This window comes from Paraburkholderia sp. 32, assembly GCF_050435345.1.
GTDB lineage: Bacteria > Pseudomonadota > Gammaproteobacteria > Burkholderiales > Burkholderiaceae > Paraburkholderia > Paraburkholderia tuberum.
The window spans coordinates 1,728,868-1,754,871 of record NZ_JBNDKD010000001.1; the positions used below are offsets into that span (position 1 = coordinate 1,728,868).

26 protein-coding genes and 2 pseudogenes are annotated in these 26,004 nt (G+C 55.2%); 13 read left to right on the forward strand and 15 right to left on the reverse strand.

Annotated elements, in window-relative coordinates:
* Nucleotides 1-292: 292 nt before the first annotated feature.
* The 4 genes from OKW26_RS08150 to OKW26_RS08165 form a co-directional block, all read right to left on the reverse strand.
* Nucleotides 293-1,495 (reverse strand): MFS transporter, encoded by a 1,203-nt coding sequence (locus OKW26_RS08150; RefSeq protein WP_429353232.1) that lies wholly within the window; start codon nucleotides 1,493-1,495, stop codon nucleotides 293-295.
* 208 nt (nucleotides 1,496-1,703) lie between these two features.
* Nucleotides 1,704-2,444 (reverse strand): 3-oxoacyl-ACP reductase family protein, encoded by a 741-nt coding sequence (locus OKW26_RS08155; RefSeq protein WP_429354195.1) that lies wholly within the window; start codon nucleotides 2,442-2,444, stop codon nucleotides 1,704-1,706.
* A 32-nt stretch (nucleotides 2,445-2,476) separates the two neighbouring features.
* Complete coding sequence (locus OKW26_RS08160; RefSeq protein ID WP_429353233.1) at nucleotides 2,477-3,172, reverse strand: cysteine hydrolase family protein; 696 nt, start codon at nucleotides 3,170-3,172, stop codon at nucleotides 2,477-2,479.
* Nucleotides 3,173-4,249: 1,077 nt separating this feature from the next.
* Nucleotides 4,250-4,837, reverse strand: a complete 588-nt coding sequence (locus OKW26_RS08165) for an alpha-ketoglutarate-dependent dioxygenase AlkB family protein (RefSeq protein ID WP_429353234.1) — start codon at nucleotides 4,835-4,837, stop codon at nucleotides 4,250-4,252.
* Nucleotides 4,838-5,164: 327 nt separating this feature from the next.
* Between OKW26_RS08165 and OKW26_RS08170 the strand changes: the two genes are divergently transcribed.
* Nucleotides 5,165-5,803: a hypothetical protein gene (locus OKW26_RS08170; RefSeq protein WP_429353235.1), complete on the forward strand. Its 639-nt coding sequence runs from the start codon at nucleotides 5,165-5,167 to the stop codon at nucleotides 5,801-5,803.
* 205 nt (nucleotides 5,804-6,008) lie between these two features.
* Here the strand turns inward: OKW26_RS08170 and OKW26_RS08175 are convergent.
* Nucleotides 6,009-6,224, reverse strand: a pseudogene (locus OKW26_RS08175) (transposase); the annotation flags it as partial.
* 1,178 nt (nucleotides 6,225-7,402) lie between these two features.
* Between OKW26_RS08175 and OKW26_RS08180 the strand changes: the two are divergent.
* The 8 genes from OKW26_RS08180 (at nucleotide 7,403) to OKW26_RS08215 (ending at nucleotide 14,660) form a co-directional block, all read left to right on the forward strand.
* Entirely contained in the window at nucleotides 7,403-7,888 is a 486-nt protein-coding gene (locus OKW26_RS08180) for a TIR domain-containing protein (protein WP_429353236.1), read from the forward strand.
* A gap of 35 nt (nucleotides 7,889-7,923) precedes the next feature.
* A complete protein-coding gene (locus tag OKW26_RS08185) occupies nucleotides 7,924-9,090 on the forward strand; it encodes a toll/interleukin-1 receptor domain-containing protein (RefSeq protein ID WP_429353237.1) in 1,167 nt (388 codons plus the stop codon).
* Nucleotides 9,087-9,725, forward strand: a complete 639-nt coding sequence (locus OKW26_RS08190) for a hypothetical protein (RefSeq protein WP_429353238.1) — start codon at nucleotides 9,087-9,089, stop codon at nucleotides 9,723-9,725. Before OKW26_RS08185 ends, OKW26_RS08190 begins: the two co-directional genes overlap by 4 nt.
* 37 nt (nucleotides 9,726-9,762) lie before the next feature.
* Complete coding sequence (locus OKW26_RS08195; protein WP_429353239.1) at nucleotides 9,763-10,386, forward strand: hypothetical protein; 624 nt, start codon at nucleotides 9,763-9,765, stop codon at nucleotides 10,384-10,386.
* A 91-nt stretch (nucleotides 10,387-10,477) separates the two neighbouring features.
* Complete coding sequence (locus tag OKW26_RS08200; protein WP_429353240.1) at nucleotides 10,478-11,269, forward strand: hypothetical protein; 792 nt, start codon at nucleotides 10,478-10,480, stop codon at nucleotides 11,267-11,269.
* Between the two features lie 68 nt (nucleotides 11,270-11,337).
* Nucleotides 11,338-12,801: an SIR2 family protein gene (locus OKW26_RS08205; RefSeq protein WP_429353241.1), complete on the forward strand. Its 1,464-nt coding sequence runs from the start codon at nucleotides 11,338-11,340 to the stop codon at nucleotides 12,799-12,801.
* Nucleotides 12,802-12,977: 176 nt separating this feature from the next.
* Complete coding sequence (locus OKW26_RS08210) at nucleotides 12,978-13,556, forward strand: TIR domain-containing protein (protein WP_429353242.1); 579 nt, start codon at nucleotides 12,978-12,980, stop codon at nucleotides 13,554-13,556.
* A 144-nt stretch (nucleotides 13,557-13,700) separates the two neighbouring features.
* A complete protein-coding gene (locus tag OKW26_RS08215) occupies nucleotides 13,701-14,660 on the forward strand; it encodes a TIR domain-containing protein (RefSeq protein WP_429353243.1) in 960 nt (319 codons plus the stop codon).
* 17 nt (nucleotides 14,661-14,677) lie between these two features.
* Here OKW26_RS08215 and OKW26_RS08220 read toward each other — a convergent pair.
* Nucleotides 14,678-14,806, reverse strand: a pseudogene (locus OKW26_RS08220) (transposase); the annotation flags it as partial.
* On the opposite strand from OKW26_RS08220, the gene OKW26_RS08225 reads away from it, so the two are divergent.
* Nucleotides 14,760-15,572, forward strand: coding sequence for a hypothetical protein (locus OKW26_RS08225; RefSeq protein WP_429354255.1), 813 nt, complete (start codon nucleotides 14,760-14,762; stop codon nucleotides 15,570-15,572). The pseudogene OKW26_RS08220 and the gene OKW26_RS08225 sit on opposite strands and share 47 nt — an antisense overlap.
* A gap of 45 nt (nucleotides 15,573-15,617) precedes the next feature.
* Here the strand turns inward: OKW26_RS08225 and OKW26_RS08230 are convergent, their stop codons facing one another.
* Nucleotides 15,618-16,565: a TIR domain-containing protein gene (locus tag OKW26_RS08230; RefSeq protein ID WP_429353244.1), complete on the reverse strand. Its 948-nt coding sequence runs from the start codon at nucleotides 16,563-16,565 to the stop codon at nucleotides 15,618-15,620.
* 315 nt (nucleotides 16,566-16,880) lie between these two features.
* Nucleotides 16,881-18,221, reverse strand: a complete 1,341-nt coding sequence (gene dcm, locus OKW26_RS08235) for a DNA (cytosine-5-)-methyltransferase (protein WP_429353245.1) — start codon at nucleotides 18,219-18,221, stop codon at nucleotides 16,881-16,883.
* A 470-nt stretch (nucleotides 18,222-18,691) separates the two neighbouring features.
* On the opposite strand from dcm, the gene OKW26_RS08240 reads away from it, so the two are divergent.
* The 3 genes from OKW26_RS08240 to OKW26_RS08250 all read left to right on the forward strand — a co-directional run bounded on the left by OKW26_RS08240 (nucleotide 18,692) and on the right by OKW26_RS08250 (nucleotide 20,787).
* Nucleotides 18,692-19,588 (forward strand): DNA adenine methylase, encoded by an 897-nt coding sequence (locus OKW26_RS08240; RefSeq protein ID WP_429353246.1) that lies wholly within the window; start codon nucleotides 18,692-18,694, stop codon nucleotides 19,586-19,588.
* Nucleotides 19,589-19,819: 231 nt separating this feature from the next.
* Nucleotides 19,820-20,512 carry a hypothetical protein gene (locus tag OKW26_RS08245; RefSeq protein ID WP_429353247.1) on the forward strand — a complete coding sequence of 231 codons (693 nt, stop codon included), beginning with the start codon at nucleotides 19,820-19,822 and terminating at the stop codon, nucleotides 20,510-20,512.
* A gap of 119 nt (nucleotides 20,513-20,631) precedes the next feature.
* Nucleotides 20,632-20,787 (forward strand): hypothetical protein, encoded by a 156-nt coding sequence (locus tag OKW26_RS08250; RefSeq protein ID WP_429353248.1) that lies wholly within the window; start codon nucleotides 20,632-20,634, stop codon nucleotides 20,785-20,787.
* A 232-nt stretch (nucleotides 20,788-21,019) separates the two neighbouring features.
* Here OKW26_RS08250 and OKW26_RS08255 read toward each other — a convergent pair whose 3' ends face one another.
* The 7 genes from OKW26_RS08255 to OKW26_RS08285 form a co-directional block, all read right to left on the reverse strand.
* The gene (locus OKW26_RS08255) at nucleotides 21,020-22,129 is read right to left on the reverse strand and encodes a hypothetical protein (protein WP_429353249.1); all 1,110 of its coding nucleotides are present in this window, start codon (nucleotides 22,127-22,129) and stop codon (nucleotides 21,020-21,022) included.
* A 97-nt stretch (nucleotides 22,130-22,226) separates the two neighbouring features.
* Nucleotides 22,227-22,808 carry a hypothetical protein gene (locus OKW26_RS08260; RefSeq protein ID WP_429353250.1) on the reverse strand — a complete coding sequence of 194 codons (582 nt, stop codon included), beginning with the start codon at nucleotides 22,806-22,808 and terminating at the stop codon, nucleotides 22,227-22,229.
* Between the two features lie 244 nt (nucleotides 22,809-23,052).
* On the reverse strand, nucleotides 23,053-23,703 hold the full coding sequence (locus tag OKW26_RS08265) for a hypothetical protein (RefSeq protein WP_429353251.1): 651 nt from the start codon (nucleotides 23,701-23,703) through the stop codon (nucleotides 23,053-23,055).
* Nucleotides 23,704-23,730: 27 nt separating this feature from the next.
* Complete coding sequence (locus OKW26_RS08270) at nucleotides 23,731-24,357, reverse strand: hypothetical protein (protein WP_429353252.1); 627 nt, start codon at nucleotides 24,355-24,357, stop codon at nucleotides 23,731-23,733.
* A gap of 379 nt (nucleotides 24,358-24,736) precedes the next feature.
* Nucleotides 24,737-24,937, reverse strand: a complete 201-nt coding sequence (locus OKW26_RS08275; protein ID WP_429353253.1) for a tyrosine-type recombinase/integrase — start codon at nucleotides 24,935-24,937, stop codon at nucleotides 24,737-24,739.
* A 96-nt stretch (nucleotides 24,938-25,033) separates the two neighbouring features.
* On the reverse strand, nucleotides 25,034-25,204 hold the full coding sequence (locus OKW26_RS08280) for a hypothetical protein (RefSeq protein WP_429353254.1): 171 nt from the start codon (nucleotides 25,202-25,204) through the stop codon (nucleotides 25,034-25,036).
* A 223-nt stretch (nucleotides 25,205-25,427) separates the two neighbouring features.
* Nucleotides 25,428-25,646, reverse strand: coding sequence for an AbrB/MazE/SpoVT family DNA-binding domain-containing protein (locus tag OKW26_RS08285; protein WP_429353255.1), 219 nt, complete (start codon nucleotides 25,644-25,646; stop codon nucleotides 25,428-25,430).
* Between the last annotated feature and the right edge of the window lie 358 nt (nucleotides 25,647-26,004).

Genomic DNA, 26,004 nt, shown 5'->3' on the forward strand with positions numbered 1-26,004 from the left:
CTTGTGGGCAGAGAACAAAAACATACTATCGTCAGTCGATATATCTGCGTCTGAGATTTCGAGGCCGAACAACGTAAAAAATCCGACCTGAGTTAATCCGCTTGCCGCCTGCTGATTCGTGCACCAAGTAGTTTCATCAGACATCTTATGGGGGCTGTCCCGGGCAGTGCGGATGTGAGTCCGTTCGACTGGTCGTACTCCTTCGTTCGATCGGGCCGCTGATTCTGCAGCGTCGAGCGAACCGATCGTCTCGCAAACGACGAGGGTCAAATGCAGACATAAGGCCAGAACATCAACGTACCTGCGACTCTGCCGAATCCATCCTGCCGATAACGATGACCATGACAACGGCGAGTGCGAAGATTGCAGCTCCCGACCACATTGAAGCGTGAAGGCCGACGTGATCAACAACTAGACCACCAACCAGCGAACCAAGCGTAATGGATAGCTGGAATATCGATGTGTTTAGACTTTGCGCAGCCTCTGGTGCATGCTGTGTCGCACTGAAGAGCCAGAGTTGTGTGCCAACGGGCGCCACACCCCATGACAATGCCCACAGGAGCAAGCTAGTAATCGCGATGACTGAGTGGTGCGGGAAGGTGGCTATCGCAATCACCGAACCAAGAAGCAAGACGACATTTCCATAGACGGTTTTGTGCAAGTCGCGACCAGCAAGTGCACCACCTACAAATGTACCGATGACTGCCAAGACGCCATAAGCAAAGAGCAGTGCGCTAATTGTATTGGGGTCGAATCTTATGATTTTCTGGAGATAAGGCGTCACAAACGTGTAGCCCGAGAATTGACCAGAGACTATGAAAATAATAGTGAAATAGATTGCGACAATCTTGCGTGATCGTAGCAATCCAAAAAAATCTTTAACTGTTACTTCTTGCTGTACATCAATACGGGGCAATGCAAAGATCTGAAGGGCAAGCACGAGCACAGCTAACACACTTGCGACCACAAAGGCGATCCGCCAATCATAGTGTGTGGAGATGTACGAACCCATCGGAATACTTACGACGGAGGCGATCGAAATGCCGGAGAAGACTAAGGACGATGCTTTATGCACCTCGTTTTCCGGTACCAATCGCGCAGCAGCCGTAATCGAGATCGCCCAAAATCCGCCGACGCCGATACCAAGAAGTACGCGTGCGGCTAGCAGGATCGGAAAATTTGGTGCTATGGCGGACACCACTCCAGAGGTTAATACCAGAAGGGTAAAGCCTAGAAGCACGACACGTCGATCAATCCGTCCCACGGAGAGCGCGGCCACTGGCGCCGCAACGAAACCTAAAGCTGCCGTCACTGTGACCGTTAAACCGGCGGTTCCCTCTGAAATACCGAAGCCTTTGATAATCCCAGGGAGTAGTCCGATTGGGAGAAACTCGGTAACCACGAGGGAGAAGGCTCCCAACGCGATGGCTATCACGCCGAGCCACGAGAATTTCTGCGCAGCATCTGCGCTATGATGCGTTAGGGAGGTGGTCATGCTTTGCTCTTTGGATTGGGACCCAATAGCCATCCGATGATCGTTTTGTCGTCGTATCGAAGAAGCTCTTCTATCCTGTCAACGAATTCGACTTGCCATCACCACCGACCGAGTCTGGTGATTGGTGGTGCGCCACGTACCAGGCGATCATCGCCTCACTGGTACGTGGCCTGCACCTTTTGCACTGCGGATAGGCAGCGCGTTGCCTTTATGCCGTCAAGCCGCCATCGACGGTGAGCGACGCTCCGTTGATGTAGCTGGCGCCTTCGCTGGCAAGAAATGCGACAGCGTTCGCTATATCATTGCCAGTACCGTACTCACCGCTAGGAATCAACGGCTTGGTGAGCGAAGAAAAATCACCGTTTGCGGGGTTCATGTCAGTGTCGATCGCACCTGGCTGGACCAAATTGGCGGTGATCCCTTGAGGACCGAGCTCACGGGCGAGCCCTTTGGTAAACGAGATGAGAGCAGATTTGGTCGTCGCGTAGACGGTCAAACCAGGCCAATCGACATTGTTTGCGAAGAAGCTCCCGATCGTGATAATTCGACCGCCTTTCCCAAGGTGAGGGATAACCGTTTGGCTGGCGATGATGGGTGCGCGAACATTCACGTCGAGCATTGCGTCGATGTCTTCATGAGACATCTGATCAAACTGACCGACTCGAATGATGCCCGCGTTGTTGATCAAAATATCGATGCCACCCAAGAACTCTCGAGCCTCGGCAACGGAGCGCTTTACATCATTCGCGTCAGCGCTGTTAGCCTGAATTGCAGTTGCCTTCCCGCCACGCGATCGGATGTCTTCCACAACTTCGTTAGCTTTCTCTACACTCTTCTCGAAGGTAATAACTACGTTAGCACCTTCGGCTGCCAGCTTCTTTGCAATGGCTGCACCAATCCCACGACTCGCACCCGTGACTAAGGCACGCTTTCCGCTAAGCATCATGATGAAATTTCTCCAGTAAGTTGACGTGTTCAGTTTTAAGCAGCCGCAAGCGCCTTAATGCGCTTCACGGCTTCTTCGGTTGTCCAAAGGGCATTGGCCATGTAGCGGTAATTAACCATCGCGGCAAGATAGGCATCACCTTCTTCGTTTCGGCCACCTGCCACTGCATCTCGAACCATCGCCACCTCCATACCTTCTTCGATGATGTCGCGCATATGGCCTTCGAGGCAGATGTTCGCAACAGGCCCCGCCATAATCACTTTTTCGACGTGTCGCATCCGCAGTTGCTTGATCACATCGTTCGTGCGAGCCGACGCGCCTTTATGAGGCGAGGTATGAGCCGTATGTCCGTCCCGAAGATACTTCTTGTAGCGCTCGGGATAATCGGCGCCCGAGCCGACAAAACCTTCGAGATCGACAGGATCCTTGCGTCCGACGAAGCTAATTTCAGTGGCGAGATAATGTGAAATTGCGCCGCCCGGAGCGACCCACTGACGGTCAGTCGGATAGTAGTAGTGAGGCGAATGAATGACGAAGATATCAGCCTCCTTCGCGGCGAGCATGAGCTCCTCCAAATGATCGTGGACCTTGTTTGCTTTCAGGCTGTGTTCGATCATCGGATAGTAGCTGCCGTCCTCACTCAGAAATTCGTTTTGTATGTCGGTCAAGACCAACGCGGTGTGACCTTTCTCGAGTTGCATCTCCGGATTGCGGTGCGTGAACGTGAACATTTCTAAACTCCTCAAATATCGCCAGACGTTAAAGTTCCGAATTGCGTAGTGAAACGAACTGAGGCAACCCTGCAACTAGTTCAAATTGCTATTCTTTTTTACTGACAAACGATTGCTAACGAATAGCTATGACAGGGGCCAGCCAGGTACTTCTGCGGTTCTTCGTCAGCATCTAAAACACCCGTCTCCGCATCTACTCGCTCTAGTCGAGCCTGCCGTACCTCACCGCCCGGCGACCGTCCATGAAACGGTGCTCTGCGTCGCCACGATTTAGTGAAGTACACTTCACTAAACGAATAAGTTAAGTCTACTTCACTAAATTGTCAAGGGCTTTTTTCGGACTTCGCGGAGAGGAGGTGGGGCGTTGTTCAGCGCAGGATGATCCGAGAGACGGATCTCGAATCGGACAGTATTCGTCGTGCCGTTCAAGCTCACCTCGGCGGGAGACCGGATAAGCCATTTGACACTGCTCTAGCTGGGTAGAGCAATTGGACGAAGGTATTGCAGGCCACTATTCGTTTTTGCTCGTGCGTGGGCCCGCGCACTTCTGGATGACTTTCATACGTCTGACATTAAAGGGTTCTATGCGCGACGTTGGTCAGGAGTGCAGGCACGCACGAGTGCTCGTGGTGCGCTGCGCTCGGTGGCACTGAAAGCCGTTGCGGGTTGATGAGGCGTCGTTCAATGAGCCTCAGAGGAATAGATTGTTTGTGCGGCAAGCTAGTGGAATTCCGGCAGTAGGGACCAAAAGTCGATGCCGGCTGTCGGGAGGCTTGAATCGTTCACGCGTGCCTCTCTGGAATGTGGTCGGCGATGCGACCTCCGTGCTTGGCATAGCACGCGCACGTTAGGCGATGACTCGAGAAAGCCCCGCGTCCTTGATTCTTGCTGTTTGGCGCTGGACGTATCGAGATTGTAATTCGCGCGCTATCGTGCTGAGATCGAACAGGAGGGCGAGGCCTCAGGTATGAACGGCAAAACGGAATCCTGTCCCCCAAATCCCCGGGGGTTCGCCGTCAACTGGTAGACAACCCAAAAGTATTGCTTACGTGTGCTCGTCGCGAGGGGGACGGTTAGCTATTCAGATTTATAGCAACGAAACGCGAGGCTGATGCGAGGCCCGCATGTGCCGGAGAGCTTGGGAATGCCGTGTTCGTGAGTCAACTGGGATTCGTAACTCATTACAAGAAGGCTCGCGGCTTCGAGCTCAACGTGACGTACACGGGTTGACCCAGTCTTGTCACGCACTGACATACGGCGAGTAGCGCCCAGAGAAAGGATCGCGATTGGCTGCCCATGCACAAGCTGCACCACTTTGTCACTATGCGGAGCCACGCTGTCATTCTCGTCTCTGTAGAGGTTCAAGCCCACAATGTTAAAGGGCGCGGCCACTAATTCACGAACGATCGCGAACGCGTCGCCCAAAGGCTTTGCCAGACGGCATGATCCATCATCGGCATAATCTGCACTCAATCGAGGCACTGCGACGTCGCGTTCGTACATCATGCGGCGATGACCTCTCCAACTTGCATTCTGGAGTAACCAGTTGAACAAGTCTTCTGCGCGTTGCGTGCTGATTGCATTCGGTAGATAGCGGATGCCGCCCCCGATGTCTGTAACGAGAGATACGGGCGCTGGTTCGAAAAGATCTTGCTGAGACAGCATTCAGACCGTCCTTCCTTTGGCTTGCCTTGCAGATAGAAATAGGGTCATCAGAACGTATCTTCATTATACCTGTGTTTTTATACAGTATGGCGTGCGTAGCCATGCTAGGCGTTGAATGGGGTAAGGAGGGCTGCACAGGCTGCTTGTGTTCTGTCGGGCTGTCGGGCTTTCTTCATCCTGCGGGAGGTTCGACGACTATCGACACGGGGGAGTGTTACAAAAAAGTGTGCAAGTACACAATGGCCTCTGCCCTTTCCTATTCGAGAAGGCGCAACGGCGAGTCCATGTAACTATGTAAAGCTAAGATGTCTTTCGAGGAGGGTTGTTATGCGCAAGCCAATATCCGTAAAAGGGGCAGAAAATTTGGGGCGCGTCAGACTTTCAGAAACCTTCTTCATGCGTGACTTTCTCTACAGTGAAATCGCGAATGTGCATGGGCTTCAAAACCTGCCCGATGATCCCGACCTTGCGATCGCAGCGGGAAAGCAATTGTGTGGACAGTTGCTCGAGCCACTTCAGGCGACGTTCGGGCGACTCGCGATTCGATCGGCGTATCGCTCACCGGAAGTGAATTCATTCGGCAACGCACATGGCTATAACTGTGCGTCTAACGAGCGAAATCGGGCGCGCCATATATGGGACCAGCGCAGCTCAGACGGCGGCATTGGGGCAATGGCGACGATTGCGATTCCTTGGCTGGTCGACTACATCGAAACCGGCGGTAGCTGGCAGGCGATGGCGTGGTGGATTCACGATCAGTTCCCTTATAGCGAACTGCAGTTTTTCCCAAAGCTGGGTGCATTCAACATCGCGTGGCATGAATTCCCGAAGCGCGAGATTTCGAGTTACGCCAGACCGCGTGGCGTGCTGACCAAGCAAGGAATGCCAACGCACAATGAGGAGCATAGCGCTCATTACCGCAATTTCCCGCGACTTGCCCGCTCCAACGCGGGGCTAGCCAACTAGATGTTTTTTTCGAGCCGCGATCGCGTTCGCGGTTCAGTCCCGGTCTAGCAGGTTGTTGAAAGGCACCTCGTCATGAGGACCGAAGCGATGATCGGGAGTGTTTCGCGTGCAATTTCCAACTGAAATCCGGATACGCCGATCAGTTTGCGCAGGCAACACGCCTGCGCGGGAATGCCAGGTCTCGCGGACCGCGCGCATCGGCGGCTCATTGCACCGCTCCGGTATGCACTGCGTCCATTATTCGCGCCATGCGCGTGAGATTGCTCGCGACCATTGTCAGCTTGAAGTGCTGGTCGACCCGCTTGATACCGCGATACACCGTCTGCCGGATCCGACCGACCGTCTTGCCCCAGCCAAAATGCTCCTCGATACGCTTGCGGATGACCTGACTCATCCAGTATCCCGCGTGCCGGGATGTACGCTGGAGGGCGACAAATGGAATGAACGCCCCCACCCACCGAGCGGGACGCGTCGAAGGAGGCGGACCCTCACGGGCCGACGGCATCAGAGTGCCAAGATGGAAGATCATTGATGGTCTTCACAGGCAAAACCGGAGGGTCCAAATGAAGTATACGACGGTCGGTGTGGATAATTGCAAGGATAGAGACGCGCTTACGTCCGAACGGCGAGTCGCGACGCAAAGTCCAGGACCAGCGCTGCAGGTTGTGCCTGATAGAGCATCAGCGCATCGATCCCGGCGGATGTCGCTCCTCCGGTCGGTGTCAGGCGGAGGTGTCGTAGGGTCTCATCGCCAGATTCAACAGGGGGCATTTGTCACGGATGCTGAGTCTGCTGATGCCGGCGCCCCTGTAGGCGTTTGGTGAATTCCAGTCAACGTGTTTCCAGGAGCGTGGTTACGCATAAAGTCGGAAGCGTGAGGATCTGATCCGGGCTTCAATGCGAGGCCTACCTCTGGGCCCTGTTGGATTACCCTTGGTGGGCTGGACAACTACATGCCGAACGAGCGAAGTGTTCGTTCGCGGCCGAGGGCGTGTGAAAACGCCTGCCGAATGCAGTGTTTGAAAATCTCGACCCTCCAGATCGCGTGGTATTGGCTTCGTGGCGCCTTGGGAAGGGTAAAGCGACACCCGAAAACCGAGTGGATTCGCGTTTTCACACGCCCTCGGCCGTCAAGCGTCGCATGTCTCGCGATGCTTTCAATAGTCTCATGGCAGACCCCGGTTGCAGTTGCTTAAATGCGAATTGCATATTTGCGACTGTCTTCGCCGCCGACTGATGCTGGGACGTCGAGTTCATCAACAATGGGTGCAATGATTGTCGGAAAATTTGAGACATTAGCCACTCGGTTCGCAGGAGGCAAAAGAATATTTCGGCAACTTCGTTGGTAATTCCGCTTTTGTCTGCCAAATCGGAATATCATTTTTACCTTTTCACAGATGTGCTCAGCGGGAGGCGGTATCTGCCCGGTGGCCAATGTCCGCCTGCACGCAAGCGCGATCAGGCGTAATAGCGATTCACGCCGCGCGGGGAGCCGGGGTTCAGTCAAACCGGTCACGGATGTTGTACGCCCCCCGGGGGAAGACTCAGCGTTGATCAATCGGCAGGCGGGGACCGCTGCTCCGGGGATGGGTAACGAGAATGAAGGTCTTCTTCAGCTTTCACTTTGCCGAGGATAGCTGGCGTGCGTCGATGGTCCGTCAGATCGGGGCGCTGGAGGGTAACCAGCCTGTGTCCGGCAACGACTGGGAGCAGGTTAAGCGGGGCGGTGACGACTCTATCGCCAACTGGATCCGTGCCCAGATGGTAGGTCGCAAGTGCGCAATTGTTCTCGTTGGGGCACAAACGGCTAGACGGCCGTGGGTCAGATTTGAGATCGAGACTGCGTGGAACAAGGGGGTGGGGATCATGGGGGTTCGAATCAACGGCCTTGAAGATAGCAGCGGACGGACGTCGGCCGTCGGTGCCAATCCATTCGATTCTTTGACTCTAAACGGTCGACCCCTCTCGAACGTCGTTCGACTCTATACTCCCTCGGGCTTCTACAGCAAGGGCGTGTATGCCACTATCGCCAGCAACCTCGAAACGTGGGTTGACGAGGCAGTGAGAACTCGCTCGTCGTATTAAGGCATGCGGTCACCAGAAGAAATCGGAGTGGGAACGTGAGCATCTACGAAATTGGCATTGTCGGCAACGCTAGTGCAGCACAGCGCGACGCGCTGAGCGCGACACTCACGGAGCTTGTGGGCGAGTTTGGTCTCGAGGTCGGGCGCGATGTCATGATCCGCTGTGGTGTAGACGTAAGGGAGCGAAACCGTCACTCGGCGTTCGTCAGTGCATACTTCGGGGCGTCTGGTCAACCCGAACGGGAGATCGCGCAGGAGCTTGTGCGAGCGAGCGCGCCGGTAATCCCGGTCATCGGCGAGCATGACGACTTTAGTAGCTGTATCCCCGACATTCTGCGCCACGCCAACGCCTTTCGCCTTCGCGCCGGCGACAGGGCTTTGGAGGAAGTCGCCGCTGCAATGCTAGAGTGTGTGGGTCTGTTGCGTCGGCAAAGACGTGTGTTCGTGAGCTACCGTAGGGTTGAGGCCCGCGCTGCGGCGATGCAGCTGCATGATCTGCTAAGCGGTCGAGGCTTCGATGTTTTCCTGGATACGCACGACGTACGGCCAGGTGAGCCTTTCCAAGAGGTGCTTTGGCACCGGCTGTGCGATTCCGATGTCATGGTTATGCTTGACACGCCGACCTACTTTGAGCGGAAGTGGACGCGGCAAGAGCTCGGCCGTGCCCGAGCCAAGGAAATTCACGTGCTTCGCGTCGTCTGGCCGGATCATACGTCTCATAAGGCCATGGATCTTGCCGAGACTATTTACCTCGATGCAGCTGACCTGAATGGTGCCGACGGCCCTATAACCGAGGCGGCGGTGGAAGCTATCCTGAGCGCGGTTGAAAGCCTTCGGAGCCGGAGTATCGCCTCACGCTACATGTCGATCACCGGGAAGCTCCGCGTAGAGGTCGAGCGCGTCGGAGCGGAAATCACCGGGATTGGCGCCCACCGTGCGATTTCAATTCGGCTTGAAGATGGGCGGACGATATGGGCCTATCCTGTAGTCGGTATCCCCACCGCTGAACTGCTCAACGATGTAGCCACTAAAGCTCGCGAGGCGCATCAGGATGCGACCCCGATGCTCGTATACGATCATGTAGGCATCAGCAAGCCGTGGCGAGCCCATCTCGAGTGGCTCGACGAGAACATCGCCTCGGTCAGGGCAGTCTCGGCAGCTGAAGCTGGATTTAAGCTTCCGGAGTGGGAGGGGCAAGAATGAACGGCGCGATTTTTCTTTCAGCGGGCGTACCCGACCCGCGCCGTGGGCCCGAATTCGCGGCGACCGCAGACACCGTCGCTATTACGGCAGCGGTATCTGCTCTCGTTCATGTGACGCTCGGCCGACGTCTGCTCATCTGGGGCGGCCAGCCTGCGATTACGCCCATGATTTGGGTTGTTGCTGAGAGCCTCGGAGTCGACTACGCCGCATGGGTTCGACTGTATCAATCGAGCCACTTTAGGGATGAATATCCTGAAGATAACGAGCGCTTTAGCAACGTCGTTTATACGGAAGACATCGAGGGTGACCGGAATCGGAGTCTGTTGCATATGCGCGAGCGCATTTTTGGCGAAAACCAGTTTGATGCAGCCGTCTTCATCGGCGGAATGGGTGGCATCGTCGATGAATTTCATCTGCTCCAGCAGGTGCAACCCTTAGTCCAGATGATTCCGGTGGCGACAACCGGCGGTGCAGTCCTCAACGTTGCGAAGGAGTTGCCAGGGCTCAGCGAAGATCTGCATCAAGACTTCGACTATGTTTCGCTGTTTCACCGGCATCTCCAGATTTCCGTGAAAGAGCGCAGATACGAGAGACCAGGCCTGCAACCTGAGTCAGTAGCCGACCGCTTGTATTGAGCGGAACAAATAAGAACACATCAAATAGTTACCTCACATGCCGCTGTTGACTGAGCGCCTGGTCCGTGACAAGGCGCGTGATTTCATGATGCGTAAAGGCCTGTCCGCCGAGCGCTGTCTTGAACACGTAGGGAGGCAGGACCGACCTCGCTACGACATATTCCTCTCTCAAACGAAGCGCGATGCCGAGATTGTACTGGGGGTGTATGCGTATCTGACGTCTCTCGGATACAAAGTGTTCTGCGATTGGATCGAGATGCCGAAAGTGGATGGCTCTCCTGTCACGCCCGCAAATGCGGAGCTGGTCCGAACTTCGATGGAGCGCAGCGACACGATGCTCTTCATCGATTCCGAAGGTGCTGAACAGTCGCGCTGGATGTGCTGGGAGTTGGGATGGTTCGATGCGGCGAAGGGGTATGTGGCCATCCTGCCGCTGGCGAACGAGAGCAAAGACTACTACTACGGCCGCGAGTTCGTAGGACTATATCCATACGTCAGGCTGAGCGGCGACGGTGTCATGGAAATTGTCCGACCGGCCGCGAGGAACTCGCACGGCTTTGGGCTGCTTGAATATCCCAGTTCGTTGTCGTTCGCAAGCTGGCGGCAACGCGGTGGGGACTTCTACCGACCACGGCCCATAGAACACTTGAGATTTTTTTAGCGATACCGCGACGAACTTGTGATGTCGACAGCTGGGATTACTGGAGTTCGTGCGCGACAGGGCACAAGCAGAAGACAAATAGGAGATCCGGATGTACCGGGGATTTAATCTGAAGATAGAGAACAAGAGTCTGTATGCGCAATACGAAGCAATAGGGCGTCGATACCATGAGAACAACGAGGGCGAACTCAGGAAGAAGATGACCGCCTATCTCAAGGATGGAGTGATCGACGCAACAGCCATTCAAAATGACTGGTTCGGTGAGGTTTCGGCGGACGTTTTCATTTCCCACTCGCACGCCGACCGCGATCTTGCTCTTTCGATGTCGGGGTGGATGCGGGAGAAGTATGGACTCAGTTCGTTTGTTGATTCTTCTGTGTGGGGACATGCCGACGATCTTTTGCGTGAAATCGACAACGAATTTTGCTTGAACGCGAAAGGGGATATGTACGACTACGAGTCGCGTAACCGTTCGACGAGCCATGTGCACATGATGCTGTCTACGGCACTCTCCACGATGATTGATCGCGCGGAGTGCGTTATTTTCCTGAATACGCCGCAGTCAATTGTCGTCGAGAGTGCGATCAAGGGCCATGAAGGAAATCGCACAGGTTCACCGTGGATCTACGCCGAACTGGTAACGAGCCAGCTGATTCGTAAAAGGGCACCTCGGCGCGTCGTGCTCAAGGCGGCCCTTACAGAAGATTCGACACTGGAGAAACGCGCCGACAGTGCACCGCCGTTTCTCTATGAGGTTGACAAACAATTGGATCACTTGACGCCACTGGGCAGCACCGAACTGCTGCAGTGGGAAGTAGCGAAGAGCGTGGCGGGCGACATGCACGCCCTGGACGTCCTGTATCGGCTCAAGCCGGGAAAGTGACTCAGGCAGGATGCTTGGCAATGGCACTTGTGGGTACCAAGAACAAAGTTAGTGCGAGATAGAAGAGCATGAGCGGAAGCAGAAAGTTTTCCAAAGAAATCAGGGCGTTTGTTCAATCGTATGTCGAGGAACTCATCAACGACAACGCGGCGATATTTGCCGGTGCGGGTTTGTCCGCGTCTCTTGGCTACGTGAACTGGAAGGAGTTGCTTCGCGGAATCGCTGAAGGCCTGAACCTGGACGTGGATAGAGAGACAAACCTCGTCGCGCTCGCGCAGTATCACTTCAACGAAAGAAGGAACAGGACGGAACTGAGCCGTCGCATCGTCGCCGAGTTCAGCGATATCCGCGCACCTTCCAAAAATCACAGAATCCTGGCACGCCTGCCGATTTCCGCCTACTGGACGACGAATTACGACAAGTTGATCGAGACTGCGCTCAGAAGCGCAGGGAAGATCGTTGACGTCAAGTATGACGTCGCGCAACTCAAGACCACGGCGCCGAATCGGGACGTCGTACTCTATAAGATGCACGGAGACGTCGACCATCCCGATGACGCCGTCCTGACAAAGGACGACTACGAAGGGTATTTCCGTAAGCACGAACCGTTCGTCACTACACTGAGCGGGCACCTTACTTCTAAGACGTTCCTGTTCCTTGGATTCAGTTTCAGCGACCCCAACATCGACTACGTGATGAGTCGAGTGCGCGTGATGTTGCATAACGCCCCGAAGCAGCACTATTGCATCATGCGTCGCGAAAGGAGGAACGAGAGCGAGCAGGAGGAGAGCTTCGAGTATCGCAAGCATCAACAGTCGTTTTTGGTTAAAGACTTGTCGCGAATCGGAGTCCATACGCTCCTTGTGGACGAGTACGAGGACATCACGCTGATCCTCAAAGCGATAGAACGCGAATATAGGCAGCGAACAGTTTTCATCTCGGGAAGTGCTGATGAATTCAAAAAATGGGGAAATGCGGATGCGCACAAGTTCGTAGCGAGCCTGAGCCGTTCGTTGATCGAGAGACACTACTCAGTAGTTACGGGGTTTGGTCGTGGGGTAGGGCCGAGCGTGATTGCGGGCGCGTTGGAGCCTATCTTGCGGGAGCGTCTAAGGTATCGACAGTCGCAACTGATCGCCAGACCGTTTCCGATTGCAATCGAGGGCAGGCGGGAGCGCGAGAAGATCTACCGAGCCTATCGAAAGCAGATGGTCAAGATGAGCGGCATCGCGGTTTTCCTGTTTGGTAACAAGCAGGAGGACAAGCGCATCGATCGGGCTGACGGTGTCGAGAAGGAGTTTGAGCTGGCGGTCGAAAAGGGATTGAGGGTTGTCCCCGTCGGGGCCACTGGCTATGTTGCCGAAGAGTTGTGGACACATGTCAACGAGAACTTCGAGACCTACTATCCGGATGCTACCGAGGCCCTCAAGAACCTCTTTTCAGCGATTGGTCCGTCGGCCGACCGGAGTCCGGAGAAGTTGACGGAGGCGATCATGAAGGTCATCGAGCAGATTCGAAAGGACGACCGATAGTCTTGTTGTTGAGGGCTTACGTCGCCCGCTGAGATTTGAAGTGGAGTGTATCCAAGCAATGCACGCCACCAGGCCACGTTGACCATGTGGAGTGCCGGCCTCGCGGACCGCCGAAAAGACTAGGCGGTTGACGAAGCCGGCATGGAAGTATGTTGTTTTATTTTCGGGGATTTGCCATGGCAAAGAGGGTTTTTTTCAGCTTTCACTATCAAGACGTAATTGACTTCCGTGCGAATGTCGTACGTAGCCATTGGGTCACAAAAGACCGCGAGGATGCTGGCTTCTTTGATGCGTCGATCTGGGAGGAGAGCAAGAAGAAAGGCTCGGACGAACTCAAGAAGTTGATCAAGATCGGTCTTGAGAACACGTCGAACACGTGTGTTCTGATCGGCTCGGACACATATGCACGCCCGTGGGTCCGTTACGAAATCCTCTACAGCATCCGCCGTGGTAATCACGTCTTCGGTGTGCATATCAACAAGATCAAAGGAAAAGACGGGAAGGTCAAAGCGAACGGTCCGAACCCATTTGAGTACGTGGCGCTTAAGTACAGTTCCGACGGTACGTCTGTCGAGCCGATGGAATTCAAGAACGGAAAATGGATGGCATTCTCTGAGATGGGAGCCTACAAGCTGAAGAACGTCGCGTCGCGGGAGCGCTGGGGTAAAGCGATGAAGCTCTCGGACATCGGATACAAGACCTACTGCTGGTCGGACAACGATGGATACAACTCCTTCGCGAATTGGGTGAAGTAGTTATCGATACGGGTCGCGCCGCTGCGTTGGGGTATGAGAGCGTTGGAGTCAGGGCCCCACGCAGGGCGCGATGTCAAAAAGGGGCCGCGCTTAGGAAACCTGGCGACTTCGAACCGCTTAGTCGACAGTCTTTACTGAACGATCATGGACGACAAAAAGGCTGTATTCATCTCGTACGCTTGGGGCGGAACGCTTGACACAAGCGACGCGGTGCGAAGCGGAATTCTGAACGCGCTTTCACCAGATTTTTCGGTGTTCTGGGATCGTCGTAGCATCTCGCATGGCGAGTCTGCTGACGAGGCCGTAGCGAAAGCCTTGCGAAAGCGGCCAATCGACATATTTTGTGTATGCGATGAGGAGTATCTCGCCGCCGCATCGACAGTCGATTCGGGTGTTTATCGGGAACTAGGCGAATTGACCAGGATTGTGGCATCGGAAGACGTGCGCGTCATCCCAGTCATACTCGACCGCGAATGCCTTTCGAAATTGCCCGAGCCACTGAGGGGGCGTGTGCCGCTCGACGTTTCGGAAATGCATGTTAGGGGCCTCCCTTTTGGGCATGCGATGTGGGCTATCGCTTCAGGTGCGTCGCAGGAAGAGATGGATCAGTTAATGTCGGACGACCTTCGTCACGCAAATGTACGGGCCATGGCGATGGAGTATTTTCGCAACGTGCCCACAAGGCTCTTCGGCAATGGCCGCACTCACGTGGTGGAGGTCGGCGAGGGACGGAATTTGCTTCCGCCGCAGTGGATGTTAGAACGCACCGAATGGCAGCGCAGGCTATTAGAGGAGAGTGAGGACTTTTGGCCGATGAAGGGGATATGGCAGTGGCACTGGGGCACGGCTTCAACAGGGCTGTGTGCACTGGGGATATCAGCGTGCGCGGCGTTCTTCCCAAATGAAGCTGTCCCCGACAATCTGCGAGCGATTGAGCGTGCAGGCGTTCTGCTTGCTGAAGGATTTTTCTCATTCATTGACAAACGCGAGGCGTTTATCTTCGAACATGAAGATCTCGTCAATACGTTGATGAGCAAAGGCGGCATCGATATTCTCGAAAGACTGGTTTCGTCGGCGAATAGCACGCGCCAGAAGATATGTTGACGGCCCGATTTTTTGGTTCATCGATCATTACCGGGGAACGCGGCGCGGATTTTGAGGAAGAAATATTCCTCGTCGCGGTACCCATAAGCCCGAGGCTTAATGACCTCGATGGTGTTGTTGATGCCCTCGACGACGCTGGTATTTAGAGTCGGATCAGCTAACATTCGCCTTATTGGCTCGCACACCGGCAATCCACCCGAATACAACCGTCAAGGAAGCAAGCATTTGCTAATGGTGATAGAAGACCCCACTCTACGGCTCGCCTATGCGGACCACCCGAAGATGCTCCATCGTCTCGCCGAGTTTGTTGATAGGTACTTGCTGGAAGACAAGCCGGCGCTCGTTATTCAGGCGACTCCGACGAACGAAGACTTCGAAGCCGATGTGCTACTCCCTTCGTCCGTTGCGTCACTTCAAGGTGTCGGTTCCGATCAGAATTCCTGGTGGAATTGTTTCCGGACCAACTATCAACCCCGGCCAACGTTTCGGGGCGTGGCGGCGTTTGACGAGCGCGACGCAGCGAACTGGGCCTACGAGTTTCATCGGGACGGGCACCTGATCGCTGGCATCTGGAGGTTTCCGTCAATGCATAAGGTGAACGCCGAAGTGGTGTGCCTGCCGGATTTTTATGCTGAGATTTTCGAAGACTTCGCGAACAAAGCGCTGCGTCTTGCTGCACCGGAAGGCAATGGATTTCCGGCTCGGTTGACGGCTACCTTATTGAATGCGCCCGATCTTCATTTCGCAAAGAAGGCCGACTTCGGCAATATGCATGTAGTCGTGCCACCGTCGAGAACGCGACATCTCTGTTGGCGCGTTCGCCAAGTCGGTGATGTTGCGAGCTGGCAGTTGGCAGCCGAGCGTATGGGGGCTGAGTTGCTGGGAATCGGCGGGGTGAAGCCCGGGGTCTGATCTGTCGTATCAACCCAGTCATTCCCAGGCCCCAGCGATTTGCACTTATCGCAGGCGTTCAGTGAAAAGATCCCACAGCTTTTCCGCGACGCCTTCGTGAGTCAGCTTCTCACGGCCGCCGGACCAGTTGAGCATTCCCTTGAAAAACATGGATTGGTCGTCAGCGTCGACGCTCAAGGTTTCGTTGAAGCTATTGTCGTTCGCATCATCATTACCCGAATAGCCGATCTGGCGCGAGCGGCCGAACGCATTGGTGATGCGGATGTAGCAGCCGGCGACCTTTTCGCCGTTCCGGTAAATAGCCCCAGTGAAAGCCTGTTCCGAATGCGAGCGAAATTTTCCGTCGCAACCGGGATTGCGCGCGCCCAGTTCTTCGAGCGAATTCTCGAAATACGCTCGCACATACGCGAACCCCTCATCGAGGAAGGCATCCCGGTCAATGTCGCGAAACTCCTTGCGCAACGCGAGCGAACTCGCGCGAGGGCGCGCCGCTGCTACCCGTGCGTTCGCGGCAGGTGTGGTCGCCGGGGTGGTTTCGGCAGACGAACGCTTCGCCGTAGGGGTCGCAACAAGCTTTCGTAATGCTGTGACCACGTCCAGGAAAGCGTCATCCAGAGTTGGCCATTTCGTGATCGGCCTTGCATCGTTCGGTAGTGCTTTCAGAGCGCCAAGAGGCGAATTTTTCCAGTCACACGGACGGACAATGATGGCCACGACTTTTGCCGAACCCTCCCGATGACGCTCTAGGGCGCGCTTCATCTCCGTGCCATAACAATAGTCCGAAGCGATGAAATCCGAGCTCACGAGCAGGAGGATCAATTCTGCCGCCTCGAGCTCCGCGCTAATGTGCGAGTCGATTTCGCCGCCGGGAGGAATGCGATGGTCGCTCCAGACGTCAACCAAACCCTGCCGCTTCAGGAGCGACAGGTGTTTTTCCAGCTCTGCCCGATATTGTTCGTCGACGTGGCTGTAAGAGATAAAGGCTCGGGTCACGTTATTGTTGGTTCAGGTCGTCAGTTATGGAATTGTCCGAGATCGGCGCGACACCCGGTCGGTGTCAGGTGTCCGCATTCGGATTGAGATGCGCGTCGCGTTGTGATAAGACTCCGTCGTAATCTTATCAAAATTCGAAGAGCCAACGGGGGACGCGAGCATCCATTTGCGCTAGAAGCGTTCGTGGGACCCGGTCGGCATGTTGAGCCGGAGGGTCGCCTTGCGACTCTCCTATCCGGCCAGTTACATAACCGAACTCCGACTGGCGTCTGGATGTTCAGCCATGAACATCCTCGCGAGCTCGCAGCTGATCCTCTATGACTCAAGGTGGCGCGAATGCAAGGCCTCGCCAATCCGTCGAACAAGGCCGACGACAAGTGCATTACCCATCAACATGGCTCGCGCCACATCCGAAACACCGGGGCGAGCGGTGAACCCGCGTGGAAATCCGTTGAGCGCCTCGAGTTCTTCGGGCGTAAGGCGCCGGATGAGTCCGCTCGCTTCACGTATGGCGTGCTTTGTCCGGGAAGGAGAGCTTCCGCCCTCCGACGTGATAATTGTCCTCGACGGTTTGTCGAGCGGGTCCGGGAACGCCATCGACCCTTCCGAATACACGTAGTCGTATCCGTTCTTGCTACGCGGAACGGCTTTCGCAGCTTTTGCCACGTTCCACGCTTCTTCTTGCTCGGGCCTCACATAGAAGTTGGTCGGAACCGGTCCGGTTTTGCGTACGATGTCGCCCAGGGTCAGCGGCGCGACATGGCCGCAATATTCGCTGAAGTCCGCGATTTGGGCGGCACGGGCATTGCCGGTACTCACATCGCCAGCAATCATCAAGCCGCAGTTTGCAAATCGTGACTTGCCGTTCGATAGCGGTAGATACGACAGCTGTTCGTCAAATGGCTCGGCACGCAACTTCAGCGCAGGTTCGATAGCGCCGAGGGGATTCACCATCTCACAAGGAAATGCCGACGAGAGGATTGATGCCGTGTGCCAGTCTGAGGTGCCGACCCGAGATGCGGAACCGCTCAATCGTTTATAGATATCGGTATTCTCGTGATAACCGACGATGAATGTCCGCCTGCGCCGTTGTGCGTGACCGTAGTCCGCTGCGTTGATAACTCTCCATTCCGCTGCATAACCGAGGGAAAATAGCGTTGAGAGGATGACTGCGAAGTCCCGACCTCGGCACGATGCGGGCGAAGAGAGGATGCGGTCGACGTTTTCGAGAATGAGGTATTTGACTGGTGCACCGTCGTTCAGACGTTGCCTCAGCAGCTTCGCGATGGACCACCAGAGAACCCCTTTCTTGCCTGCGAGTCCGTCGGACGATGAGAGCGTTTTTGCGACGCTGTAGTCTTGACAGGGAAATCCGCCAACGAGGACATCCGGGCGCGCCTCGCGGATGGCACCACGACCGGACTCAGATTCGAGAACCTGAAAGATGTCTTCGTTGATGTGCGGGGACTCTGGCCAGTGCGACCGGTAAATCTCGCTTGCGTGCTGCTTTTTCTTCGATGGCTCAAACTGGTTACTCAATGTGACCCGGAACGGAGCGCCGTGCACGGCTTCCAGTCCCAGGCGGAAGCCTCCGACACCTGCGAAAAGTTCGATGACGTTGAGCTGTTCATTATCTTGTTGCTTCTGCGCTGACATCCTGTTTCCTTAAAGAGATGGAAACAAGTGCAGCGACCGGCTTTTAGCGGGGCATCAATAATCTTTGCGCGGTATCGGCTATCGAAAGTTGGTTCAGGAGCGGGGGAGTTCTCGGCCGTTGAAGATGCGGAAAAGTGCGTCTGCGACGTGCCAGCGGTGCTTGACACGTCGCTGCGCAAAACGTTCGTCGTGCCTCGCACCGGGCGGAAGTGGGTGCGGAAAGCTTCGCGTGACCGTGCCGTGCAGCGTGTTGGCTGCGCGTGGACGTGTCAACGGAGGCGAGGCTGTAACTGTCGATTTTCGCGGAGCCTACGGGCGACGTTCCACGCTCATGTCTGCGCCGCCACGACGGAGGAGCGCGCCAAAGTGAGTAGGGGCTACCCACCCAGATTGACGGTACCCATGGCCGGACTGCAGGATGAACACGGGATAGGCTGTGCTAAGGGATAAAAGTCGGTGCTTCACGTTGAATGCAAAAACATTCAACGTCGAATGCGGCGAGGCCGTTTCTCAAGTGGGTCGGTGGAAAGAGTCGGCTCCTTGAAAATCTTCTTCCGAAACTTCCTGATGGAAGCCGGTTAATTGAACCGTTCGTCGGTGGCGGGTCGGTCTTCCTCGGAGCCAACTACGAAAAATATGTGCTGGGCGACACAAACAGACATCTCATTGAACTCTATCAGGCTGTCTCGAAGAACCCCGACGCCTTTGTGGCGGAAGCGGAGAAACTGTTCGTTGAAGAGAACCGGTCACCCGAACGGTACAACGAGCTTCGAGAGGCGTTTAACGCCGAGTGTGATCCGCTCAAGCGAGGTGCACTATTTCTTTATTTGAACAAGCACGGATACAACGGGCTGTGTCGCTACAACAAGGCGGGGAGGTATAACGTGCCATTTGGGTGGCCAAATCGCGTCCCTCGTTTTCCTCGTGGGCAAATTCTTGCCTTTGCGCAGAAGGCGAGGGCGGCAACGTTCATGCACAAGGACTTTGCCGAGGTCATGATGTCGGCCAGATTGGGCGACGTCGTCTATTGCGATCCACCTTATCTGGACCGAGATAGCGCCTCATCGTTCAAGGCGTACAGTGCGAGCGGATTTGACCTCGCGCGGCATCGAGAGCTCGCCGAACGCGCGAAGGAACTCGCGGCTTGCGGCATTCCCGTCGCGATATCAAATCATGATTGTGCGGCTGCAAGAGAGCTTTATGCGGGCGCGGAAGTACATGTGTTCTATGCGCGCCGTTCGGTTAGCAGCACGGCTGCGCAACGTGGGGAAGTAGCTGAGATCCTTGCCATCTATCGACAGATGCATTGGCAGATGACAAAGTTCACAGGGCCTCGATACCAGAGGAGCGGCTTCAAGAATCCATAAGTAAGCGCGGGCAGGCTCGGGCTTTATGACATGGCTTTGTTATCAATTTTCTGATATTTGACGCCTTTAATTTTTCTATTAGAAAAAGAGGATTGTAGAGTTATCAATTCCTCGTTTCACTCGCGAAATATATCGTTGATATTACTGGCGACTTCTAAAAATGAAAACATTGCGTATACCAAACTATTGGAATACGATGCACGCCATGTCGTTTTTTGAGGTCGTAATTCAATGGAAGTTTATGCAACCGTTCTTCCCCCGTCATTTGGGGGAGAAGTCGGGAGCGAATATATGCCGCTTCCGTGGGCGATGCTCCGCCGTGCTGCTGACTTCGCTGGGTCTGTTCGTGGTGCGAGAGAGATGCGCACGCGTTCGCCGGTTCTGATCGCCGCAGTGGACCGTCGGAAGTTCGAAACGCATGCGAGTAGCGCCCTTGAGAGTTTCCGCTTGGGGGTAATCGAGGCGTCGCGATGCACGATTATGACGTTTCGCTTTCAGAAGGGAGAGGCACAGTTTGTCTGGCTCGCCGATGCCGCCGATCCTGATCTTTGGAAGGCTATGGACAACATGACGCGTAGCCGTCAGCTAGCGTTCGTGTTTCAGGAACAGGCTAATCTTTGGTTTCTTCCGTGGAACGTGCCGTCGACCTTGGGGCAATTCGGCGTCTACAGGAGAGAGGTTGCTCGCACCAATGTGAATTTTCTCGCTGCTGCAGGGGGCGCAATCGCAGATGGCAGCCTTGCAACGCATCTTTCAAGCGTGTTCCCAGGCGTGGACGTCAAATACCGATGCGTGAATATTCTGATGACCCCGCACCTCAAAAGGGTGTTGGACTCAATCCCGGGGACTGCGACGGTGTCACCCGACAGCGCGGCAGCGGTTGGCTTTGCGAGCATCGCTCCCTCGCCAGGCACCGTGCAATGATGCTCAACGTCTTGTTCGGCCGCGACCCCTCATAGACGGCGTACGGCGTCTGCTGGGCGAAAGAGGGCTCGTGTCGGGCTGAGAAGTCGTTGTTTCGATATAGTGGTCGAAGAGAGGCAATGGGCGCAGAGGATGTGTGGTCTGATTGGAGCGTAGAACAAAAGGCTGCGCTTGTTCAGATTCTTGGTCTAGGTCAGGCCGATACCGAGGCAGGGAGATTTCGCGACGCCGAGGAGTTCCTGACGGAACTGGAGCAGGAGCGGCCAGATAACTGAGTCCAAGACTTCCGGGCTTGAACCCTCCACTGCGTCAGCACATGGGATGCAGTCCGACCGTAGGCGCGGTGTCTGACGCAAATGCACTCGGCGGCGGTCCAGAGTCGTGCTGTGTATCGAAGGGACTGCCCTGAGCCCGAAGTGAAAGATATTATTGCTCGTGTCCTTCAGACCGTTGTAGAGCGGAATGAGCGGGATACTTGGAAAGGCAATCGATTCCCGATTGAGCATTTCATGGTTCCTTCACCTGCGAATGCGGATGAGTCAGTGCGGCACGGCTGCTGAAAGGAGAATGAGTTAGGTCCTCGAGAAGCCGGTTCACGTAGACGTGACGGGGGAGCCTGTCGCGGCGCAAGCTGTCCACACGTTGTTCAAATGACATGCCGTGGTTGACGTCGCTCTCCCAGCCCATCTGGAAGTTAGTCACTTCGGCGTAAAAATTGGCCGCAAATGCGAACGGCTGGAACGGATGTGTTGCCAGCACCGTCGCTACGCTGGAGACATACATTATCGGCAGCTGCGCACGGAGCCTGGCAAACACTCGTTCGCGCAGTGCTTCATAGTCGAACAGGATGCGTCCGCGCTCGAGGCCGACCATGAGCGGGATCGCTATCGTCCCATCGTCATACTCGACGACGAGTTCCCGGTAGATGGGCCGACCATCCTGGCAGTGAAAAATCCATGATGCGTCGGACTTGGCTTCGAGTGGCACAACGACGGCGACCTGCTCGTGCATATATTCCTGCAGAGATTGCGGCGCATCGTTTCGCGCGACAAGGAAGCAGGTGTCCCGTTGCGCAGTCGGCGCCAACTGGCGTACCGTCTGAAGCATCGGCGAGAGTTCCGGAACCATATATCGTTGAACTTGGGGCGCATGCTTGACCGCGCAGCCGCCGACCGCGTTGAATGAGCGCGAGCTGGTGAGCAGAATCGCAGCGTCGTTGATAGCGTCCTCGACGGTTTCTTCACTCCAGCGAGGAAGGGCGCGTTGGATGGCTGCCCGCACGTTCCTGCGCTTGCCTAGAGCGTCGACGTCGCGGTCCTTCGGCTTGCATTCGGCCTGTGCAAGATATCCCGAGAGTTCGTCACGCCGCTGCGCAAGCAAGAGGAAGCGCCCGAGACGATGTCCGAAGAGCTCAGTAGAGCCCGATTTGGCAAGTTCGGCAGACCAGTCCGGATGGTCTTCCATCAACCATGAGAGAAACGTGTCAACGTCCACTCGGGAATTTTGATAGTCACCGTTCTGGTTAAGCAATTCGTCGAGGAGCGCAACGGCGTGGCGCAGGCCGCTCTGAATGAGCGTCTCAACCGTGTCGTTCGGACTATGGAGGGGCATGAGCATCTTTTTCTGGATATCTAGGAAGTGCGTCGGTGGGTTGGCGCGGTAGTAGCAGATTTTAGCTGTCTGTGGTCGAAATTCGAAAATTCCGCACTTTCGATTATCCCAACTCTGGGATTGCCGTACTCTCCGTCTCATGAGGCGTAACTGTTATCGCTCTTCTGGCGACAAGCGGGACATAAAACGGACCTTGTGCTGTTTCCCCGAGCGGCTCATCATCGGAAAAGTGACGCGACTGCGCACTCATTTCATGCACCCAAATTTCCTCTCGCAGTTGCTCGGTGACAGTGATGAGGTCGAGCGATGCATTGTCCTCAAACAGGTAGAGCACCAGGTACCGACCATCACCTCTCAGCTCATCAGTTCGCAGCAAAACATTTCCTGCGCGCAATTGGAGGTATGCGTCGCCTTTTCCGTCGCATCGTTCCCTTAGGATGCTTGCGCTAGGCGACTCAGTCGTAGGGGGTACTTTGGCGGAAAGAATTCCAGGAAGAGGAACGGCAACGCAAGATTCGCCTGTCATCAGTTCGGAGCGGACAAACATTTCCTGTGTGTTCACTCTGTACGATGACAGCTCTCCAGAGCGTTGGCAGTCCTCGAAAATTTGGTCTGCCAGTTCGCGATTGAGGTCGTCCTGACCGAGGTTCAGGGTAGTGATTGTGGATTCTGCGACGGAGTTCATCGACTATTCAGTGTGTGGCGTTATAGCTATCTCCCGTCATCAACCGTTGTTCGACGATGACGAGAGCGCGAGGTGTAAATTGAAAATGTGGTTGGTCTACTTCGTGTAGAGCCGGTTTTTATTGGTTTCGCGGCTCGCGTGTTGCGAAGTGGAAGAGGGAATTCTCGGGCGTTCTATGTTTTGAAATTCCGTGTTTGGCCTCAGCAAGCGCGCTTTGCGGAAGGTTCAGAAGTTCACTTCGAATCTACCCCAGAATGAGACTTCCAACCGTGCCGGGCTTTGCGGTTTCCAGACCGCTGATGTGCCTGAATATGCGTTTGGTCGTCAAAATATTGACCTGAACGTCCGTAAGGGCAATTCCATCCAGGTCGCTTGTCGTTGTCCGTTCGATGGATCCGGTGGCAATCAGTCTGCGCGCAAGGTCGAGGAATTTTGCGGAATTGTCCCCTGCACCTTCCCGGCGGTACTTATCGATTTGGCTCTTCCCTCTATGGGACCGATGTACACAGCATCGAACACCGTCGCGCCCAGAGTAGATGTCGCCTCGCTCGAAAAATGCAACGTGAATCCACTCGCTCGCTCGCCACGCCTGAATAGCCCACCAGACGCCGGGGTCGCATGAGGCAGCCAACCAATAGTTCTGAATGGGTCCAAGCTGCTGCCGAATCGCGATGATATCTACGTCGGAGCCGGGTATGCAGTAAACTCCGAAACTGGCGCGTCCCGTTGCCATTGCGGCATCGATACGCTCGATATCGAAGTTTGCAGTCAGAACCGGGGTGGTCGGCGCTCCTGTCGGAGGGGCGCCGAAGCGCTCGCTGTAGGCCCTGGGTTGCATAAGAATCCCGTAATTTTCACTCGAAGCTGGTGAATCTTTGTTCGTCGAAGCTTTCATGTCCTTGGTCGCGCGTTGGATGTGTGGTTAAAGAACAAGCGTACTCGGATTGTCCGTAGATGGAGTCTCGCCGAGGGGGGTGAACTCAGTCAGGTTAACAATCTCGAACACCCCCATGTGGTCAGCCTCTGCCGCAACCTTCTTCCAAGCCTGTTGCTCTTCCGGGGTAAGGCATTTGTGGTCGTCCTCAATTGCGTTCGATTTTGTCATTTGCTCGAACACATCGTCAGAAATGTAGTACCGCGAAACGACCGGGATATCATCAAAAAGCCAGAGAACATTCAAGGCATCGTAGAGACTGGCGCCGGCCCAATGCGGAGCCATGTGCGTCAACGCAACTTCGTCATGAGCGAGCATTACGCACGCAATGCGGTCGCCATTGAGTCTAGGGTGGACCATGCTATGAAAGTACGGCTCCTCGTAGTCAATTTCGGAGGAATCCACGCCACTGAGGGGAACGACAACGATGTTGTCGGTAACCTCGGCCGAATCAGAAAGCACTGTATTTGATGGCACGACATAGCCCGTGAGTGATTCACGAGTCATCGCGTCGTTTTGGAGTTTGCGAAGCGCGTCGATATTGAAATCATCAATGTCGAGTTTCAGCGCGGCGGAACGGAAGCCGGGGAGACGTTGTTTGTTGCTCTTGACCATTGTTAAAAATCGGGAAGTTATAGATTAACTCTCGTCGCCGTCGCTTGATATGGCGTAGAAGAGATGTTGAAATCCGTATTTCTGAATCGCGTTGAGATGAATATTAGTGCGGGTTTTTTGCGTTGACAATGGGTTTTGAAAAATTTCCAAATATTTATACCGGGGGAAATTTAAATATTTATAAGGTTGAAGTATTCTCAAAAAAAATCAAGGGGATGGAGAAAGTGACGTGCGTGGTTGATCTCGAATGGAGAAGCCGTGAGCAACGAGGTGGGGAATCAGAAGCGAGTGCGTTGATATCGCGTTCCGCGAACGGGTCGAATCAGCAGAGCGGGTCTTGCTGGAAGGGCAGTACATCCCGATGCTCGGATATGCCCGGTTACCTTGTGGTGACGTGGTCGAAAGCCGCTTCCACAAACGAACGCAACTCGGACAGGTCCGACATTGCGTAGCCAATCGTCGTGGTTATAGCTGCATGGCCGAGGATCCGCTGAGCTATTGGCAGGGAAACCCGGTGCTCAACCACCATTGACCGGGCATAGCTGTGGCGGAACCGATGCGGCGACGCGAGATGCAGCATCACTACCCTTGGAGCCGATGGGCGTGCCCGGCCGGCTCGGTCAAGTTGCTGGGTAGTCCGGGCGGTATCGCGTGAGAAAGGGCCGGGAAGAGTGCGTCAGAGCGTCACGAAGCCGGGAATACGGGTGGCTTTCCGGTCGAAAGTACAAAAAGGAGCTTGACCGGCCATCCCCGCAAGCGCCGCGTCAAGGCAGTTCGCAAAATCGACGCTGCATGCCTTGTAATGATGCAGCGGAATTTCCACGGCCGATTCGCTCTCGAAGTTCAACTCCATTGTCCGAAGCAGACTTGTATAGATGTCGGACCCACCTTCTTGTCGAGTTTGTACCGGGCCCTGAGGACCCAGTCGAGCTCGAGGGCCACGGTAATCGGTATGTGCAGTGGCTGTCCCCCGTGAATCTGTTGTTCGATTAGTTGCTTCGGCTGTTCAAACCGACTCTCGTCATCACGAGCGAGATACAGAACGAGCACATTCGTATCTAGGGAGGCAATCAGCTACGCCAGGGATTCATGTCCTCGACGTCCACATGCTTGTCCGTTTTCACCGACCCAGCCAGCGCCAGAACCGACAGAGTTTTTGCGCGCACGATGACGTCGCTGTCTGGCGTCACATGCCACTCGAGCCGGGTGCCCGGTTCAGCGTGAAGTGCTGCTCTCACTTCTGCAGGGACGGTGGTCTGTCCTTTGGATGTAATAGTTGATTCGGCCATGCCACGCTCCTTACTTTTCCTGCGATTGTAAGGCGACATTCCGTCCACATGGAAGGCCGAACGCCGCCGGGCGCCAACTGCCGTATTTTGAAATAATTGGGTGAAGTCAATAACTTAGTACGGGATAAACTCGATGCCTATGAGCTTTCAGGAAAAATCTTTTGAAGGTAGCTTCGCAGACGAGCTCTAGGAGGCGCGGCAAGTTGACGGGGCACGGCTCCGAGAACACGTCGTCATTCTGGCTCATTTTTTGGGCGCAAGCGTCGGACGGACACCGCGCGCCGGAACTGAGCAGCGGCCGGGGGCGCTCGGAGCCCGCTTTCGGCGAGTAGTGCGTCGACGGCTGCCTTGATTTCAG